At 73.9% G+C, this 16,876-nt stretch carries 11 protein-coding genes; 4 read left to right on the top strand and 7 right to left on the bottom strand.

The genetic code is table 11. The annotated features are described in order from the left end of the window. Nucleotides 1-45: 45 nt before the first annotated feature. From ilvN to GA0070624_RS10915, 4 genes are all read right to left on the bottom strand, one after another. Nucleotides 46-561, bottom strand: coding sequence for an acetolactate synthase small subunit (ilvN, locus tag GA0070624_RS10930; protein ID WP_091339816.1), 516 nt, complete (start codon nucleotides 559-561; stop codon nucleotides 46-48). Then, nucleotides 558-740: a hypothetical protein gene (locus tag GA0070624_RS10925; protein WP_091339813.1), complete on the bottom strand. Its 183-nt coding sequence runs from the start codon at nucleotides 738-740 to the stop codon at nucleotides 558-560. Before GA0070624_RS10925 ends, ilvN begins: the two co-directional genes overlap by 4 nt. Nucleotides 741-742: 2 nt before the next feature. Then, entirely contained in the window at nucleotides 743-2,677 is a 1,935-nt protein-coding gene (locus tag GA0070624_RS10920) for an acetolactate synthase large subunit (protein WP_091339811.1), read from the bottom strand. Nucleotides 2,678-2,857: 180 nt separating this feature from the next. Continuing rightward, on the bottom strand, nucleotides 2,858-5,287 hold the full coding sequence (locus GA0070624_RS10915) for a putative bifunctional diguanylate cyclase/phosphodiesterase (RefSeq protein WP_425413546.1): 2,430 nt from the start codon (nucleotides 5,285-5,287) through the stop codon (nucleotides 2,858-2,860). Between the two features lie 129 nt (nucleotides 5,288-5,416). Here GA0070624_RS10915 and ilvD point away from each other — a divergent pair, with 129 nt between their 5' ends. Further along, nucleotides 5,417-7,264 (top strand): dihydroxy-acid dehydratase, encoded by a 1,848-nt coding sequence (gene ilvD, locus GA0070624_RS10910; RefSeq protein ID WP_091339804.1) that lies wholly within the window; start codon nucleotides 5,417-5,419, stop codon nucleotides 7,262-7,264. 337 nt (nucleotides 7,265-7,601) lie between these two features. Here ilvD and GA0070624_RS10900 read toward each other — a convergent pair whose 3' ends face one another. Then, nucleotides 7,602-9,731, bottom strand: coding sequence for a putative bifunctional diguanylate cyclase/phosphodiesterase (locus GA0070624_RS10900; RefSeq protein ID WP_245718743.1), 2,130 nt, complete (start codon nucleotides 9,729-9,731; stop codon nucleotides 7,602-7,604). 203 nt (nucleotides 9,732-9,934) lie between these two features. Between GA0070624_RS10900 and GA0070624_RS10895 the strand changes: the two genes are divergently transcribed. Continuing rightward, nucleotides 9,935-10,312, top strand: a complete 378-nt coding sequence (locus tag GA0070624_RS10895; protein WP_091348594.1) for a PH domain-containing protein — start codon at nucleotides 9,935-9,937, stop codon at nucleotides 10,310-10,312. A gap of 10 nt (nucleotides 10,313-10,322) precedes the next feature. On the opposite strand, the gene GA0070624_RS10890 is transcribed toward GA0070624_RS10895, so the two are convergent. Next, nucleotides 10,323-11,249 carry a 2-hydroxyacid dehydrogenase gene (locus tag GA0070624_RS10890; RefSeq protein ID WP_091339802.1) on the bottom strand — a complete coding sequence of 309 codons (927 nt, stop codon included), beginning with the start codon at nucleotides 11,247-11,249 and terminating at the stop codon, nucleotides 10,323-10,325. A gap of 79 nt (nucleotides 11,250-11,328) precedes the next feature. Here GA0070624_RS10890 and GA0070624_RS10885 point away from each other — a divergent pair, with 79 nt between their 5' ends. Both GA0070624_RS10885 and GA0070624_RS10880 read left to right on the top strand, forming a co-directional pair. Then, nucleotides 11,329-12,504, top strand: coding sequence for a PQQ-dependent sugar dehydrogenase (locus tag GA0070624_RS10885; protein WP_091339799.1), 1,176 nt, complete (start codon nucleotides 11,329-11,331; stop codon nucleotides 12,502-12,504). Nucleotides 12,505-12,603: 99 nt separating this feature from the next. Next, nucleotides 12,604-14,202 (top strand): metallophosphoesterase, encoded by a 1,599-nt coding sequence (locus tag GA0070624_RS10880; RefSeq protein ID WP_091339798.1) that lies wholly within the window; start codon nucleotides 12,604-12,606, stop codon nucleotides 14,200-14,202. A gap of 220 nt (nucleotides 14,203-14,422) precedes the next feature. Here GA0070624_RS10880 and GA0070624_RS10875 read toward each other — a convergent pair whose 3' ends face one another. Further along, nucleotides 14,423-16,789 carry a transketolase-like TK C-terminal-containing protein gene (locus GA0070624_RS10875; RefSeq protein WP_091339795.1) on the bottom strand — a complete coding sequence of 789 codons (2,367 nt, stop codon included), beginning with the start codon at nucleotides 16,787-16,789 and terminating at the stop codon, nucleotides 14,423-14,425. Nucleotides 16,790-16,876 lie beyond the last annotated feature (87 nt).

Here is a 16,876-nt window from a genome sequence, read left to right as displayed (position 1 = left end):
ACGTGCGGTTGGGTCAGGCGGCCCGCAGGGCCGGCCGGCAGTGGGTCAGGCGGCGCGCAGCGCCGGTCCGGCGGTGATGGAGCGCGAGCCGCGCCCGATCGCCACCGTGCCGGACTGGACCATCTCCTTGATGCCGAAGGGCTCGAGGTCGCGCAGCAGCGCATCGAGCTTGTCGGGGGTGCCGGTGGCCTCGATGGTCAGCGTGTCCGGCGCGACGTCGACCACCCGGGCGCGGAACAGGTTGACCGTCTCCAGCACCTGCCCCCGGGCGTTGCGGTCCGCGCGGACCTTGACCAGCAGCAGTTCCCGGGCCACCGAGACCTGCGGGTCCAGCTCGACGATCTTGAGCACGTTGACGAGCTTGTTGAGCTGCTTGGTGACCTGCTCCAGCGGGGACGACTCGGCGTTGACCACGATGGTGATCCGGGAGACGTCCGGGTTCTCGGTCTCGCCGACGGCCAGGCTGTCGATGTTGAAGCCGCGTCGGGGGAAGAGGCCGGAGACCCGGGCCAGGACACCGGGCTTGTTCTCCACCAGGACGGAGAGGGTGTGCATGGTCATGGCAGTGCCTTCCTCGTCATACCCTCACGGCCCTCGCTGCGCTCGGTGCGATCGGCCATGACTAGTGCCTTCCTCGTCATGCCCTCACGGCCCTCGCTGCGCTCGGTGCGATCGGTCATGACTAGTGCCTTCCTCGTCATGCCCTCACGGCCCTCGCTGCGCTCGGTGCGATCGGTCATGACTACAGCTCGTCCTCGTCGAAGGCGGGGCGGACGCCCCGGGCGAACATGATCTCGTCGTTGCTGGTCCCGGCGGCCACCATCGGCCAGACCATGGCGTCCTTGCCGACCACGAAGTCGATCACCACGGGCGCGTCGTTGATCGCCATGGCCGCCTCGATGGTCTTGTCCACGTCGGCGGCGTTCTCGCAACGCAGCCCGACGCAGCCGAGCGCCTCGGCGAGCTTGACGAAATCCGGGATGCGGTGCTTGTGAGTGCCCAGCTCGGTGTTGGAGTAGCGCTCGCCGTAGAAGAGCGTCTGCCACTGCCGGACCATGCCCAGGTTGCCGTTGTTGATCACAGCGACCTTGATCGGGATTCCCTCCAGCGCGCAGGTGGCCAGCTCCTGGTTGGTCATCTGGAAGCAGCCGTCGCCGTCCACCGCCCAGACCGTGGTGTCCGGCTTGCCGACCTTGGCGCCCATCGCCGCCGGCACCGCGTACCCCATGGTGCCGAGGCCGCCGGAGTTGAGCCACGTGTACGGCTTCTCGTACGAGATGAACTGGCTGGCCCACATCTGGTGCTGACCGACCCCGGCCACGAAGACCGTGTCCGGGCCGGCGATCTCGCCCAGCCGCTTGATCACGTACTGCGGGGAGAGGGTGCCGTCGGCCGGCTCCTCGTACCCCAGCGGGTAGCGCTTGCGCAGGTCGTCGAGCTGGGTCCACCAGTCGCCGAGGTCGGCGGCCGGGTGGGCGGACTTCTCGGCGGTGACCGCGGCGATCAGCTCGTCGATCACGTGCCGGGCGTCGCCGACGATCGGCACGTCCGCGTGCCGGTTCTTGCCGATCTCGGCCGGGTCGATGTCGGCGTGCACCACCGCGGCGTCCGGCGCGAACGAGTCCAGCCGGCCGGTGACCCGGTCGTCGAACCGGGCCCCGAGCGCCACGATCAGGTCGGCCTTCTGCAGGCCGTAGACCGCGGCCACGGTGCCGTGCATGCCGGGCATGCCCAGGTGCTGCGGGTGCGAGTCGGGGAACGCGCCGAGCGCCATCAGGGTGGTGACCACCGGGATGCCGGTCAGCTCCGCCAGCCGACGCAGCCCCTCGGTGGCCCCGGCCTTGAGCACGCCGCCGCCGACATACAGCACCGGGCGGCGGGCGTTGGTCATCAGCCGGGCCGCCTCCCGGATCTGCTTCCCGTGCGGGTGCAGGGTCGGCCGGTAGCCGGGCAGGTCGAGGGTGGGCGGCCAGGAGAAGGTGGTCGGCGCCTGGAGGACGTCCTTGGGGATGTCCACCAGGACCGGGCCGGGCCGGCCGGTGGACGCCAGGTGGAACGCCTCGGCCAGCACCTGTGGGATCTCCTCGGCGCTCTGCACCAGGAAGTTGTGCTTGGTGATCGGCAGGGTGATGCCCTGGATGTCCGCCTCCTGGAAGGCGTCCGTGCCGATCGCCGGGCGCGCGACCTGGCCGGTGATCGCCACCAACGGCACGGAGTCCATGTACGCGTCGGCGATCGGGGTGACCAGGTTGGTCGCGCCGGGGCCCGAGGTGGCCATGCAGACGCCAACCTTGCCGGTCGCCTGGGCGTACCCGGTGGCGGCGTGCCCCGCGCCCTGCTCGTGCCGGACCAGGATGTGCCGGACGGTGGAGTCGTAGAGCGGGTCGTACGCCGGCAGGATCGCGCCGCCCGGAATGCCGAACACCACGTCGACGCCGAGCGCCTCGAGCGACCGCACCAGCGATCCGGCGCCGGAGACCTGCGCCGGCGCAGGCTGCCGTTCAGTCGCGGTGCGTCCGTCCGCGCCGGCCGGGGCGCCCCTTCCCGCTACGGCCGGGGCGGCCGGGACGGCCCCGTTGCGGGGGGCGGGGGCGTGCTCGACGTCGGTCGCCGGCTCGGCGGCCGAGCGAGCTCGCCGGACGGAGTGGGCGAGGGTCTCTGGCGTGGGTCTCGTCATGGCGGTTCAGGCCTTCGGCTGGAGTGGGTGAGGCTCTTCACAAGGTGGGACGCGGGCGCCCCGATGAGGTCCGACGGCAATAAAAACGGCCCACGTGCAGATGCACGGGGCCAGCGCACTCTCGATCAGGGAGAGTGCGCTCAGGTAAGTACTCGCAGCGACCAGTTCGACGACATGTGGCTAAGCCTGACGCATCTCACGCGATGAGTCAACTGATCCCACATTCTGGTTAACAGACGTCGGCGTGTCGCCTCCCGACGCGCCCTGCGCGGCCGGTCCCACCTGCGGAGATCCCGCCGCCGAGGCGCGTGGGGCGGGCACCGGCGGGGCCGGGTGCAGCCCGAAGCGCGGGAACGGCGCCGGGGGGCGGGTCGGGGCCGCCGTCGGGCCCGGCGGCAACGACGCGGGCCGCGCGCCGGGCGAGGTGGCCGCCTCCAGCATCGCCTCCAGATGCTCGGCCGGCACCCCCCAGCCGAAGAGCGCGCCCTGACCGAAGCGGCAGCCGGCGGCGACCACCGCGGCCAGCTCGGTCCGGCTGGTGACGCCCTCGGCGATCACCTCCAGCCCGAGCTGGTGGCCGAGGCGCATGACGATGTCGACCATCGGCGCGAAGGCCGGCCCGTCCTTCCCCACTGGCCGGACCGGCTCGTGCTCGGCCACCAGGCTGTGGTCGATCTTGAGGATGTCGATCGGCAGCCGGCGCAGCTGACCCAGCGAGGAGTAGCCCGCGCCGAAGTCGTCCAGGGCGATCCGAACGCCGGTGAGCCGGAGCGCGGTCAGCCGTCGGATCAGCTCGTCGAGGTCGGTGGCGACGGCGTGCTCGGTGACCTCCAGCACCAGCCGCTGAGGCGGCACGTGATGCGCGCGCAGCGCGTCGGCGACCTGGACGACGTACTCCGGGGCGTGCAGCTCGCGCGGCGAGACGTTGACCGAGACCCAGACGTCGTGGCCGTCGGCCAGCCAGCGGGAGAGCTGGTAGCAGGCCTCGTGCAGCACCCAGGCCCCCAGCTTGGCGATCATCCCACACTCCTCGGCCAGCGGGATGAACTCGTCCGGGCGGACGTTGCCCAGCTCCGGGTGGTGCCAGCGGAGCAGCGCCTCGGCGCCGACCGGACGAACCGACGGCAGCGACGCCACCGGCTGGAACGCCAGCCGCAGCTCGTCCCGCTCGATCGCGCCCCGCAGCTCGTGCTCGAGCAGGGTGCGCCGGCGCAGCAGCTGGTCGTACGCGGCGTCGTAGCGCTCGATGCGGTTCTTGCCCCGCTGCTTGGCGTAGCGCAGCGCCAGGTCGGCGTGGCGCAACAGCAGCTCCACATCCGGCTCACCGCAGTGCCCGGCCACCCCGATGCTGACCGACAGGAAGACCGGCCCGTCCGCCTCCTCGTACGGGCGACCGAGGACCCCGAGCAGCCGTTCGGCGACCCGGTCCGCGTCGGTCGCGCCGTGCAGCAGCACCGCGAACTCGTCGCCGCCGAGCCGGGCGGCCAGGTCCCCCGGCCGCAGGTTGCCACGCAGTCGCCGGCCCACCTCGGCCAGCACCGCGTCGCCGATGTCGTGGCCGCGCATGTCGTTGACGTTCTTGAAGCCGTCCAGGTCAAGACCGAGCAGTACGCAGGGCACGTCCGCCTCGGCGCAGCGGTACAGCGCGCGCAGCAGTCCGCGCCGGTTGGCCAGGCCGGTCAGCGGGTCGGTGTGCGCCAGCTCGCGGAAGTGCGCCTCCCGCTCGGCCAGCCGGCCCGCGTAGCCCCGCACGTCGTTGAGGGCCAGGTACTGCCGGGTCACCAGCGCAAAGCCCTCGACGCTGCCGGCGATGATGCCGAACGCGTCGAACCGGCCGCCCTCGACCAGGTGGTACATCGCCGAGGCGGCCATGGCGAACATCGGCACGAAGGCGTACTCGCCGTCCCGGCGGATCAGATCGACGTCCACCTGCCAGGGTGGGTCGACCCGCCGCACGGCGAGGGCGGCGGCGAGCAGCCCCACCGCCAGCACGGCCGCCCCGGTCAGGCCCATGGCCGGTCCGCCCTGGCAGAGCCCCGCGGCGAGGCCGAGCCCGCCGCAGGTCACCGCGGTGGCACCGGCGCCGAGCAGGACGAGCCGGTGCCGTGGCGGGGCGGTCCGCAGCACCATGATCAGGGTCAGCCCGGCGGTGAGCGCCGCGCTCACCGTGGGCAGCAGGATCGGTACGCAGGCCACCGGGGTGGCCGCGCCGAGCAGCAGGGTCGGCTCGGAGAAGAGCACCCAGCCGACGAACCAGAGCGCGGTCCCCATGATCACGCCGTCGAGGAGCAGCCGGGCGGTGGCGGCCGGGGTGGCCGCCGCGCCGGGCAGCCGGAGCAGGGCGGCACCGAGGGCCAGCCCGCTGATCGTCGTGCCGATCGAGACCACGGTCGCCCAGCCGGTGCGCTGCCCCTGCTGGTGCGCCCAGTGGTCCCCGCTGGCGAACACGGCGGTCACCCCGACGAGGAGGCTGAGCAGCGCCGCCCCGGCGGCTGCGGCGAGCAGCACGTGGGCCTGCCGGTGCGGTCCGACCCGGCGGCGGGCCGACGCGGCCAGCAGCGCGCCGCCGGTGGCGGCGACGAGCCCGCTCAGCAGCGCGACGACGACCATGCCCGGGGGGAAGTGCACGACCTCAACTGTGCCGGATCGGCGCCGCCCGTGGGGCACCGGGTGTGCAACTGTTGGGACACGGCGCGCGCGCCCGGGGGTCTCCGCGAGGACAGTGCCAGACTGGTAGCCATGCCTGAGCTGCGGTCGAAGACCTCCACGCACGGTCGGACGATGGCCGGCGCCCGGGCCCTGTGGCGGGCCACCGGGATGACCGACGACGACTTCGGCAAGCCGATCGTCGCCATCGCCAACAGTTTCACCCAGTTCGTACCCGGGCACGTCCACCTCAAGGACCTCGGCGGCCTGGTCGCCGACGCGGTGGCCGAGGCCGGCGGGGTGGGTCGGGAGTTCAACACCATCGCGGTGGACGACGGCATCGCCATGGGCCATGGCGGCATGCTCTACTCGCTGCCCAGCCGTGAGCTGATCGCCGACGCGGTGGAGTACATGGTCAACGCGCACTGCGCGGACGCCCTGGTCTGCATCTCGAACTGCGACAAGATCACCCCGGGCATGCTGCTGGCCGCGCTGCGGCTGAACATCCCGACCGTCTTCGTCTCCGGCGGCCCGATGGAGGCCGGCAAGACGGTGGCGATCGAGGGCGTGGTCCACTCCAAGATCGACCTGATCGACGCGATGATCGCCGCGTCCAACGAGGCGGTCAGCGAGGACCAGCTCGGCGCCATCGAGCGCTCCGCGTGCCCGACCTGCGGCTCCTGCTCCGGCATGTTCACCGCCAACTCGATGAACTGCCTCACCGAGGCGATCGGCCTGGCGCTGCCGGGCAACGGCTCGACGCTGGCCACCCACGCCGCGCGCCGGTCGCTCTTCGTCGAGGCCGGCCGCACCGTCGTGGAGATCGCCAAGCGGTGGTACGACGGCGACGACGCCTCGGTGCTGCCCCGCTCGATCGCCAGCCGCGCCGCGTTCGAGAACGCGGTCGCCCTGGACGTGGCGATGGGCGGCTCGACCAACACCGTGCTGCACCTGCTCGCCGCGGCCCGCGAGGCCGAGCTGGACTTCGGCGTCACCGACATCGACGCGATCTCCCGCCGGGTGCCCTGCCTGGCGAAGGTCGCCCCGAACTCGCCGCAGTACCACATGGAGGACGTGCACCGGGCCGGCGGCATCCCGGCCATCCTCGGCGAGCTGGACCGCGCCGGCCTGCTCAACCGGGACGTGCACGCCGTGCACTCCCCGAGCCTGGAGCGCTGGCTCGCCGACTGGGACGTCCGCGGCGGCAAGGCCACGCCGGAGGCGGCCGAGCTGTTCCACGCCGCCCCGGGCGGGGTGCGCACCACCGAGCCGTTCTCCACCACCAACCGCTGGTCGTCGCTGGACACCGACGCGGCCGGCGGCTGCATCCGGGACCGGGAGCACGCGTACTCGGCCGACGGCGGGCTGGCCATCCTGCACGGCAACCTGGCGCCGGACGGCTGCGTGGTGAAGACCGCCGGGGTGCCCGAGGAGTGCCTGACCTTCCGCGGACCGGCCCGGGTCTTCGAGTCCCAGGAGGCCGCCGTCGAGGGCATCCTCAACAAGTCCGTCGTCGCCGGGGACGTGGTGGTGATCCGGTACGAGGGGCCGAAGGGCGGCCCGGGCATGCAGGAGATGCTCTACCCCACCTCGTTCCTCAAGGGCCGGGGGCTGGGCCGCTCCTGTGCGCTGCTCACCGACGGGCGGTTCTCCGGCGGCACCTCCGGGCTGTCGATCGGGCACGTCTCCCCCGAGGCGGCCTCCGGCGGCCTGATCGCGCTGGTCCAGGAGGGTGACGAGATCGTCATCGACATCCCGGCCCGGTCCATCCAGCTCAACGTGCCGGAGGACGTGCTCCAGGCCCGCCGGGTCGCCGAGGAGAAGCGAGACCGGCCGTACACCCCGCTGGACCGGCAACGCCCGGTGTCCGCGGCGCTTCGCGCGTACGCCTCGATGGCCACCTCGGCCAGCGACGGCGCCTACCGCCGCGTGCCGGAGTAGGCGACCCCCACGTCGCGCCCCGACGCCGGTATCGTCCGGCGTCGGGGAGGCGATCATGATGCCGGGCTAGCGGCCGGTTGCCGGCGCGTCCGCGAGGGCGACCGTGCGGGCGTGCCGGATGGCGGCGGGGGTGTCGGGGAAGACCAGTCCTTCGCGGCGCAACTCGTCGGCGACCCCGAGAGCGCCCAGGACCTGGTCGTGGCCGGGAGTGATGCCGGAAAGCAGGACGGTGATCCCCCTCGCCCGCAGCCGGGTGATGGCGTCGCCGAGGACCTGCGCGCCGGTGGCATCCTGCGGACAGCAACCGGCCCAGGACCACCAGGACGGCGGCCATCCCTTACCGGGACACCGACCGGGACTCCGCGAACCAGGCCTCCACCCGCTCGGCGGTCGCCGGCCCGGCCAGCGCGAAACCCTGGCCGTACCGGCAGCCGGACCGGCGCGCCCCGGCCACCTGGACGTCGGACTCCAGGCCCTCGACCACCACCTCCAAGCCGAGCCGGCCGCCGAGGCTGACCACCACGTCGATCAGCAGGCGCTGCGGGTCCCCGGCCGGCCCGACCAGGTCCGGGCCGACCTTGAGCAGGTCGATCGGGAGCCGGCGGAGCTGGGCCAGGGAGGCGTGCTCGGCGCGGAAGTCGTCCAGCGCGGTCCGCACGCCCAGGGACCGCAGCCCGGCCAGCCGGGCCACCACTGTGGGCAGCTCGGCGCCGACGCGCGACTCGGCCACCTCGACCACCAGCCGCTCCGGCGACACGCCGTGTGCGGCGAGGGCGGTCGCGGTACGCGGCACGAAGTCCGGCGCGGCCAGCTCCCGCGGCGTGACGTTGACCGACAACCAGAGCTCGCGCCCGCCACCCGACCAGTCGGCGAGCTGTCGGCAGGCCCGGTCCAGCACCCAGCGGCCCACCTCGCCGACGAGGTCCAGGTCCTCCGCCACCGGCAGCAGCTCGGCCGGGAGCACGGTGCCCAGCACCGGGCTGCGCCAGCGCAGCAGCGCCTCGACACCCACCGGCAGCCGGTCGCTCAGGGCGAGCACCGGCTGGTAGACCAGGTCCAGTTCGCCCCGGGCCACCGCACCGGGCAGCTCGCGTTCCAGGTCGAGCCGCCGGACCAGCTGCTCCTCGAGGTACGCGTCGTACCACTCGACCCGGTCCCGGCCGAGCTGCACCGCCCGCCGCCGGGCCAGGTCCGCCTGCCGGAACACGTCCTCCGGGTCCCCGCCGGCCGTCTCGGCCAGCCCGATGCTGACCTGCAGCCGCGCCGCCCCGACCGGGAGCGGATACGGCTCGGTCAACGCGGCCAGCAGCCGGGTGCCCAGCGCGTACGCCAGCACCGGCCCGACGTCGGTGAGCACCGCGAACTCGTCGCCGACCAGCCGGGCCACCAGATCCCGGGGGCCGCAGCCGGCACGCAACCGGCGGGCCACCTCGACCAGCACGTCGTCCCCGATTGCCGGACCGGGCCCGTCGTCGGCCACGGCGTGCCCGTGCAGATCGACGACGAGCAGCGCGCCGGTCGGCGACCCCGCTCGACGGCCCAGCTCGCGCAGCAGCTCCCGCCGGCCGGCCAGCCCGGTGAGCTGGTCGGTGTCGAGGAGCCGGTGCACCGTCCGGTCCCGCTCGTCGACGTCGCCGAGCAGGTCGCGCAGCCGCGCCTCGCGGGCGGCGAGCCGCTCGGCACGCCGGCGGTGGTCGGCGGCGGCCAACAGCTCCTTTAGCACCATCGGCGGGATCACCGCCAGGCCGAGCGCGACGGCGGGGGCGCTGAACTCCCCCACCGCCCAGAGGTGGTGGCCGGCGGCGAGCGCGGCGATGCCCGCGGGCGCGGTGACCCGGGGCCAGGCCGCCGCCCGCCCGCCGGCGCGGGGCGGGTCCCCCGTCAACACCCGCCGGGCGCCGACCGCGGTGACGAACGCTCCGGCCAGCATCGGTGGCGGGACGGCCAGGCTGGCCCACTCCGGCGCCCGGTAGGCCAGCAGCAGCACGAGGGCCACCAGCCCGGACAGGGTGGCCGCCGCGCCGACCCGGCAGAGCGCCGCGCCCGGGCGCCGCCGCCGGTCGGCCAGCGCGGCGACCGTGAGCACGGCGAGCCCGAGGGCACCGGCCACGGCGGCCGTACGGGCCGGCGGGGGCACCGCGCCGGGCGGGAGGAGCACCCAGCTCGCGAAGACCAGGCTGGTGCCGAGGCCGACCACGTCCACCGCGCGGCGCAACCGCTCGGGCACGGAGAGCCGCGACCGTCCGGGCAAGCGCAGCAGGCCCACCGCGTACAGGGTCGCGGTGACGGCCAGACCGGCCTGCGCGACCGACGGCCGGTGCGCCGGATCCGCCAGCGGCAGCATGGCCGCGGTGAGCCCGGCCGTCAGCACGGCACCGGCGAGGGCGAGCAGCGCCCCGACGGCCGGCACGACAACATGGGGAAGCGGCGGGCGGCGCTGATCGCCGGAGGGGTACGCGACGGGCACGGCGGTCGCCTTCGTGAGGGGACACGGGGCGGTGCGGTTGCGGAGCGACGGGCGGCTGTCAGCCGGAGGTGCGGGTCGGACGAAGAAACGACTTCCGGCGCGGGCGGTTACGGGGTCGGCGAGGTGACCCCCATCACATACGCGACCGGTCAGTTACCGCCCCGGGCGGAGTGGGGCCGCGCCGGGGGTGCGATCATCGGGTGGTGAGTCGCGTCCACACCGTCCGCTTCCGGCACAACCAGGCGATCGTGGTCGCCGCGATCGTCGCGTTCATCGGCGCCCTGCCGCTGGCCACCGCCCGCTGGTGGCTGCTCTGGGTGCTGCTGATCCCGCTGGCCGTCCTGGTCTGGGCGTGGCGGTCGGGCACCGACGCCGACCCGCGGGAGCTGCGGCTGCGGGCGCTCGCCGGGCAGCGCCGGATCACCTGGGACCGGGTCGCCGAGCTGACCGCCGACCCGCGTGGGCGGGCGGTCGTCCGGCTCGACGACGGCGAGCAGCTGGTGCTGCCCGCCGTCCGGGCCGCCGATCTGCCCCGGCTGATCTCCGCCACCGGGCAGGAGCTCCCCGAGAGCAGCCGCTGAGCACGCTTGGTCAGTAGCCGTCCACCACTCTGTTCACCAGCGGCTCCCCCGCCGCGAACCGCCGCACCTGCTCGCCCACCAGCCGGTACGCCCGCGGCAGCAGGCCGCGTACCGAGCCGGCGACGTGCGGGGTGAGCAGCACGTTCGGCAACTCCCACAGGGGATGGTCGGCGGGCAGCGGCTCGGGGTCGGTGACGTCCAGCGCGGCCCGGAGCCGGCCGGAGGTCAGCTCGGCGACCAGCGCGGACGTCCTGGCTACCGGGCCCCGGGCGGCGTTGACCAGCAGCGCGCCGTCGGGCATCGCGGCGAGGAACTTCTCGTCCACCAGACCGCGGGTCTGCTCGGTCAGCGGCACCAGCAGCACCACCACGTCCGCCTCCGGGAGCAGGGAGGGCAGCTCGTCCACCCCGTGCACGCCTTCGGCGGGCCGGGCGGTGCGGGCGACCAGTGTGAAGGTCACCTCGAACGGGGCCAGTCGGGCCTGCAGGGCCGCGCCGATCGAGCCCGCCCCGACGATCAGCACCCGCTTGCCGGCCAGCTCGTCGGTCGGGGCCACCTCGTCGTACGCCCACTCGCGACGGGCCTGCGCCCGGGCCAGCGGTCCGAAGCCGCGCAGCTGGGACAGGATCGCGGCGGCCGCCCACTCGGCGGTGGCCGAGTCGTGCACGCCTCGCGCGTCGCAGAGGGTCACCCCATCGGGTATCCGGCTCACCCAGGCATCCGCCCCGGCGGAGAGCAGCTGCACCACCTCCAGGTCGGGCAGCTCGGCCAGCAGCGCGGTGGCACCGGGTTTGGCGAGGAACGGCGGCACCCAGAACCGCACGTCGGCCGGGGGCGAGGGGAGCCGGGCGGGGTCCTCCATCAGCTCCACGGTCACGCCCGGCGGCAGCTCACCGAGGAGGGCGTGCCCGGCGCGGTGCGGAATCCATACCTTCACGACCGCCGACGATAGCCGCCGGACGGGTGGTCGGTTCGTCGCGCCCGGACACTCGCCCGTCCGGACTACGCTGGGCCGGGTGAGCGCCCGTCCCCCGTACCCTCGCACCGGCCGCCTCCGCGCGGCGCTCGTGGCGTCCTGCGCGGCGCTGCTGCTGGCCAGCGGCGGCTGCGCCTTCGGCGAGCCGGATCCCGACCCGGCCGGCGAGCCGCCGAACCTCCCGACTCCGTCCGCGACCGCCACCACGGGCGGTGCGGGTCAGCAGGTGGTGGCCACGGTGCTGGCCAAGGGGCTGGACGTGCCGTGGGCCATCGCCTTCCTTCCCGACGGCGGCGCGCTGGTCACCGAGCGGGACAGCGGCCGGATCCTTCAGGTCGGCCCCGGGTCGGGGCCCGAGGGACTGAACGTCACCGTCGTGCAGACCGTGCCCGACGTGGCGGCGGGCGGCGAGGGCGGGCTGCTCGGCATCGCGGTCTCCCCGTCCTATGCGAAGGACCGCACGCTCTTCGTCTACTACACGACCAGGCAGGACAACCGGATCGCCCGGCTGCAGCTGGGCGAGCGGCCCACCCCGATCCTCACCGGCATCCCGGCCGCCGGCAACCACAATGGCGGCGGCCTGGGCTTCGGCCCGGACGGCTACCTCTACGCCAGCACTGGAGACGCCGGGCGGCAGGCGACGGCACAGGACCAGAAGAGCCTCGGCGGCAAGATCCTCCGGCTCACCCGGGACGGGAAACCGGCGCCCGGCAACCCCTTCCCCGGCTCCCCGGTCTGGTCGTTGGGCCATCGCAACGTCCAGGGCTTCAGCTGGGACGGCGCCAAGCGGATGTACGCCGTCGAGTTCGGCCAGAACACCTGGGACGAGATCAACCAGATCACCAGGGGCGCCAACTACGGCTGGCCACGGGTCGAGGGACGGGCCGACGACGGACGGCACGTGGACCCGATCGTGCAGTGGCGGACCCCGGAGGCTTCCTGCTCCGGGCTGGCCTCGGTGCAGCGGCTGCTGATCACCGCGTGCCTGCGCGGCGAGCGGCTCTGGCTGGTTGAGCTGACCGACAAGGGCACGGTGCTCGGTCAGCCCCGCGAGCTGCTGAACGGCAGGTACGGCCGGCTGCGGGCCGCGGTGGCCGCCCCGGACGGCTCGATCTGGGTCACCACCTCCAACCGGGACGGCCGGGGTAAACCGGCGCCGGAGGACGACCGGATCCTGCGGCTGGTCTTCGCCGACGGCGGGGCCGGACGCAGCTGACCCGGTCGAGGCGGCCGACACGCCGACCGGACCGGTGGAGAACGCGCGGGCTTCCGTCGGGTTTAACAAGATCTTCAGCGGGCAGGTCAGAATTTCAGCATGGACGGCCAGGAGAACGAGCAGCGGAGGACCGGGGACGAGACCACCCCGGCGACCGGGCGCACCCGACGCTGGATGCCCCGGCTACGCCCGGGCCGGACCAGCTGGCTGCGGCGGTCCGGGATGGTGCTGGCCGTCCTCGCGGTCGCCCTGGCCGGGGTGGTCATCGGCACCTACGCCGGCGGTCACGTCGGTACCGATATCGGCCCGTTCCGCGCCGAGCTGAACCTGACCCCGGCCCTCACCGGCGGCACCACCGTCGACGTCCCGCCGCTGGGCGCGCTGCAGCTGGACAGCCACGACGGGCCCACCCACCTCACCGTGGAGCTGGGGGCGCTGGACCAGCGGCGTACCCAGGCGCTCATCAACGATCCGGCGAGCATCAGCCGGGCCAGCCAGTCGGCCGTCGAGGACGTCCGCGCCGGAGTTATGCGCCTCGGCGTGCGTACGCTGGCCTGCGCCGTGCTGGCCACCCTGCTGCTGGCCGCGCTGGTGTTCCGCGACGTCCGCCGGACGGCCTGGTCCGGCGGGCTGGCGCTGGCGGTCGCCGGCGGCAGTCTCGGGCTGTCCGCCGCCACCCTGCGCCCGCAGGCGATCGAGGAGCCCCGCTACGAGGGGCTGCTGGTCAACGCCCCGGCGATCGTCGGCGACGCGCGCCGGATCGCCAACGACTACAGCAGGTACGCCGAGCAGCTCCAGCGGCTGGTCGGCAACGTCAGCAAGCTCTACACCACCGTCTCGGCGCTGCCGGTCTACGCGCCGGCGCCCGGCACCACCCGGGTGCTGCACGTCTCCGACATGCACCTCAACCCGACCGGGTGGTCGCTGATCCAGACCGTGGTGGATCAGTTCGACATCGACGTGGTGATCGACACCGGGGACATCACTGACTGGGGCAGCGAGCCGGAGGCGTCCTTCGTGGGCTCGATCGCGCTGCTCAAGAAGCCGTACGTCTACGTCCGGGGCAACCACGACTCGGGCAGGACGGCGGCGGCGGTGGCCCGGCAGCCGAACGCGATCGTGCTGGACAACACGACCACCACCGTGGCCGGGCTGACCATCGCCGGGATCGGGGACCCGCGGTTCACGCCGGACAAGAACACCTCGCCGGCCGGCAGCGGGCTCACCAAGCAGGTCGCCGAGCGGGTCATCGGGGCCGGCGAACAGCTCGCCATGACCGTACGGAACTCGCCGCAGAAGGTGAGCATCGCGCTGGTGCACGACCCCGCCTCGGCCGGCCCGCTCTCCGGCACCTGCCCGCTGGTGCTCGCCGGGCACACCCACGCCCGGCAGGTGTCGAAGCTGCCGCAGCTGCCCGGGCAGCAGCCCACGCAGCTCATGGTGGAGGGCTCCACGGGCGGCGCCGGGCTACGCGGCCTGGAGGGCGAGAAACCCACTCCGCTGTCGATGTCGGTGCTCTACTTCGACCGGCAGAAGCTGCTCCAGGCGTACGACGACATCACGGTCGGCGGCACCGGCCAGTCGCAGGTCAACCTGGAGCGGCACGTGATCAAGGAACCGGCCAGAGGGGAACAGGTGCCGGTCACCCCCACTCCCACCGTCGGGCCCGGGCCGGTCACCCCGACACCCACCCGCTGACCCGCGCCCCGGTCCGAGTTGGCCGGCTGCTCGGGGCCGGCCAGCCGGGCGGCGTTGGGCTGGCGCGGACAACGAGGGGCGACCCGCCAGGACGCGGCATAAGCATGACCGCCGGTCACCAAGAGTGACCGGGCCGGTGGCCGGCGCGCCGGCGGCGGCCACCGCCCGGCACACCGGAAGCGATCGCGCCCCGCCCGTCACAGAGGGGCGGGGTGGGCGCTCAGCGCAGCGACAGGGCCGCCAGGGCGGCGTTGACGATGCTGCCCGGGAGCAGGTCGTGCAGCTCGTACAGCTCCTGGACGCTGCCGGACTGGCCGAACTCGTCCACGCCGAGCGGGACCGCCGGGGCGCCGAGGGCCGAGCCGAGCCAGGCCATCGCGTGCGAGGCAGCATCGTGCACGGTCACCACCGGAACCCGGTCCGCGAAGGCCGACCGCAGCGCGCCCGGCACGCTCGGCACCGTCGCCGTGCGGACGCCCTGGCGCAGCGTGCGCTGCCAGGCCCGGTAGAGCCGGTCGAGCGAGGTGACGTCCACGACGTGCGCGGCCACCCCCTCCTCCGCCAACTCGGCCGCCGCCGCCAGCACCTCCGGCAGCACCGCGCCGGAGGCGGCCAGCTGCACGACCGGGGCGTCGGCCAGGTGTGGATGCGCCTCGTGCGCGTCCACCAGCCGGTACGCCCCGGCGACCACCTGCCGCCGCAGCACCGCGTCGCCGATCCGGGCCCGGGCCGCCTCGAAGGGCGCCTGGTCGATCGGGCGGGTGCTGAGCCGGAAGTAGTAGGCCCCGTCCTCGGCCGGTGCCGCGGTGGCGGCCAGCGCCGATCCGCCGGCGATCTGCCCGAGCGCGTCGCAGAGCAGCCAGTCCAGGCTGGCCGCGTACGCCGGCTCGATGAAGGTGACGCCGGGCAGTTCCAGCCCCACCGAGGCGGTGATGGTGGACTGGTGGGCGCCGCCCTCGGGGGCCAGGGTGATGCCGGACGGGGTGCCGGCGACCACGAAGCGGGAGCCGGAGTAGGTGCCGTAGAGGAAGGCGTCGAGCCCGCGCAGCACGAACGGGTCGTAGACCGTGCCGACCGGCAGCAGCGGCTGCCCCGACAGGTCCCACGACAGGCCGAGCTGGCCGAGCAGCAGGAACAGGTTCATCTCCGAGATGCCCAGCTCGATGTGCTGGCCGGCGGGGCTCTCCGTCCAGCGCAGCATCCGGTCCTCGGACCAGGAGCGCTGCTCGGTGGGGGCGAAGACACCGGTCTTGTTGATGAAGCCGGCGAGGTTGGTCGAGGTGGCCACGTCCGGCGCGGTGGTGACCAGGTAGGGCGCCACCCGCTCGTCCCGGGCCAGGTCCACCAGCACCCGGCCGAAGACCTCCTGCGTCGAGATGGGCTTGTTCGCGCGTACCTTGGTGGTCTCCGGGACGGCGACCCCCAGCGCCCGCTCGCGGGGCGGGCGGGACAGCGCCTCCCGACGCTCGCCGGCCCGGATGCCGGCCGGGGACGCCGGGTCGAGGCGGTCCCACTCGGTCTCCCGGGTCAGGCCGTGCGCGGCGCGCAGGGCGTCGACCTGCTCGGTGGTGAGCAGCGCCGAGTGGTTGCGCGGGTTGCCGGCGATCGGCAGCCCCCACCCCTTGACCGTGTACGCGAAGACCACGCTGGGCCGGTCGGTCACCGCGTCGCACTCGGCGTACGCGTCGAGCAACGCCTGAAGATCGTGCCCGCCCAGGTCGGTCACCAGCGGGCCCAGCTCGTCGTCGGGGATGTCGGCGATGAACTCCTCGATCCCGGCCGGCGCGCCGTCGAGGAACTGCTTGCGCAGCGCCGGCCCGGTCAGCCCGAACAGCGACTGGTACTGCTCGTTCGGCATCAGGTCGATCCAGTCGCGTAGCGCCGCTCCGCCCGGCCGGGCGTACGCCTCGGCGAGCTTGCGGCCGTACTTGACCTCGACCACGTGCCAGCCGGCGGCCTCGAACTGGCCGCGCCACTGGTTGATCCGCACGCCCGGGACGACCCGGTCCAGCGACTGTCGGTTGAAGTCGACCAGCCACATCACGTTGCCCAGGCCAGTGGTGGCCGGGTCGGCGACCGCCTCCCAGATGTTCCCCTCGTCCAGCTCGGCGTCGCCGATCAGCGCGATGAACCGGGCGTGCGGACGCGCGCCGAAGTGCGCGTCGACGTAGCGGCGGGTGACGGCGGCGAAGAGCGGCGCGGCCGCGCCGAGGCCGACGGAGCCGGTGGAGAAGTCCACCCCGTCCGGGTCCTTGGTCCGCGACGGGTACGACTGGAGCCCGCCGCGGGCCCGCAGCTTCGGCAGGTACGACCGGTCCAGGTTGCCGAGCAGGTACTGGATGGCGTGGAAGACCGGCGAGGCGTGCGGCTTGACCGCGACCCGGTCCTCGGCGTTCAGGTGGGCGAACCAGAGCGCGGTCATCGCGGTGACCAGCGAGGCGCTGGACGCCTGGTGCCCGCCGACCTTCACCCCGTCGCCGGTGTTCCGGTCGTGGTTGGCCGCGTCCACGATCCGGGTGGCGAGCCAGAGCACCCGCCGCTGGATCTCGTCGAGAACCTCGAGGTCGTGGTGGGGACGGTCGTTCACGGTGGCTCCATCCGGGCGTCGCCGTTGACGCCCTCGCGAGGGGTGCGGGGTTGCCGCGTACTCGAAAAAGCGGGAAGGCCGCCGCCG

Source organism: Micromonospora rhizosphaerae, assembly GCF_900091465.1.
GTDB classification, from domain to species: Bacteria; Actinomycetota; Actinomycetes; order Mycobacteriales; family Micromonosporaceae; genus Micromonospora; species Micromonospora rhizosphaerae.
This window is presented reverse-complemented; position numbering and strand designations above follow the sequence as displayed.

What these genes read in the sequence shown, in the direction of transcription:
- ilvN (WP_091339816.1), bottom strand. Translation starts at nt 561, where the DNA reads ATGACCATGCACACCCTCTCCGTCCTGGTGGAGAACAAGCCCGGTGTC.
- GA0070624_RS10925 (WP_091339813.1), bottom strand. Translation starts at nt 740, where the DNA reads ATGACCGATCGCACCGAGCGCAGCGAGGGCCGTGAGGGCATGACGAGG.
- GA0070624_RS10920 (WP_091339811.1), bottom strand. Translation starts at nt 2,677, where the DNA reads ATGACGAGACCCACGCCAGAGACCCTCGCCCACTCCGTCCGGCGAGCT.
- GA0070624_RS10915 (WP_425413546.1), bottom strand. Translation starts at nt 5,287, where the DNA reads ATGGTCGTCGTCGCGCTGCTGAGCGGGCTCGTCGCCGCCACCGGCGGC.
- ilvD (WP_091339804.1), top strand. Translation starts at nt 5,417, where the DNA reads ATGCCTGAGCTGCGGTCGAAGACCTCCACGCACGGTCGGACGATGGCC.
- GA0070624_RS10880 (WP_091339798.1), top strand. Translation starts at nt 12,604, where the DNA reads ATGGACGGCCAGGAGAACGAGCAGCGGAGGACCGGGGACGAGACCACC.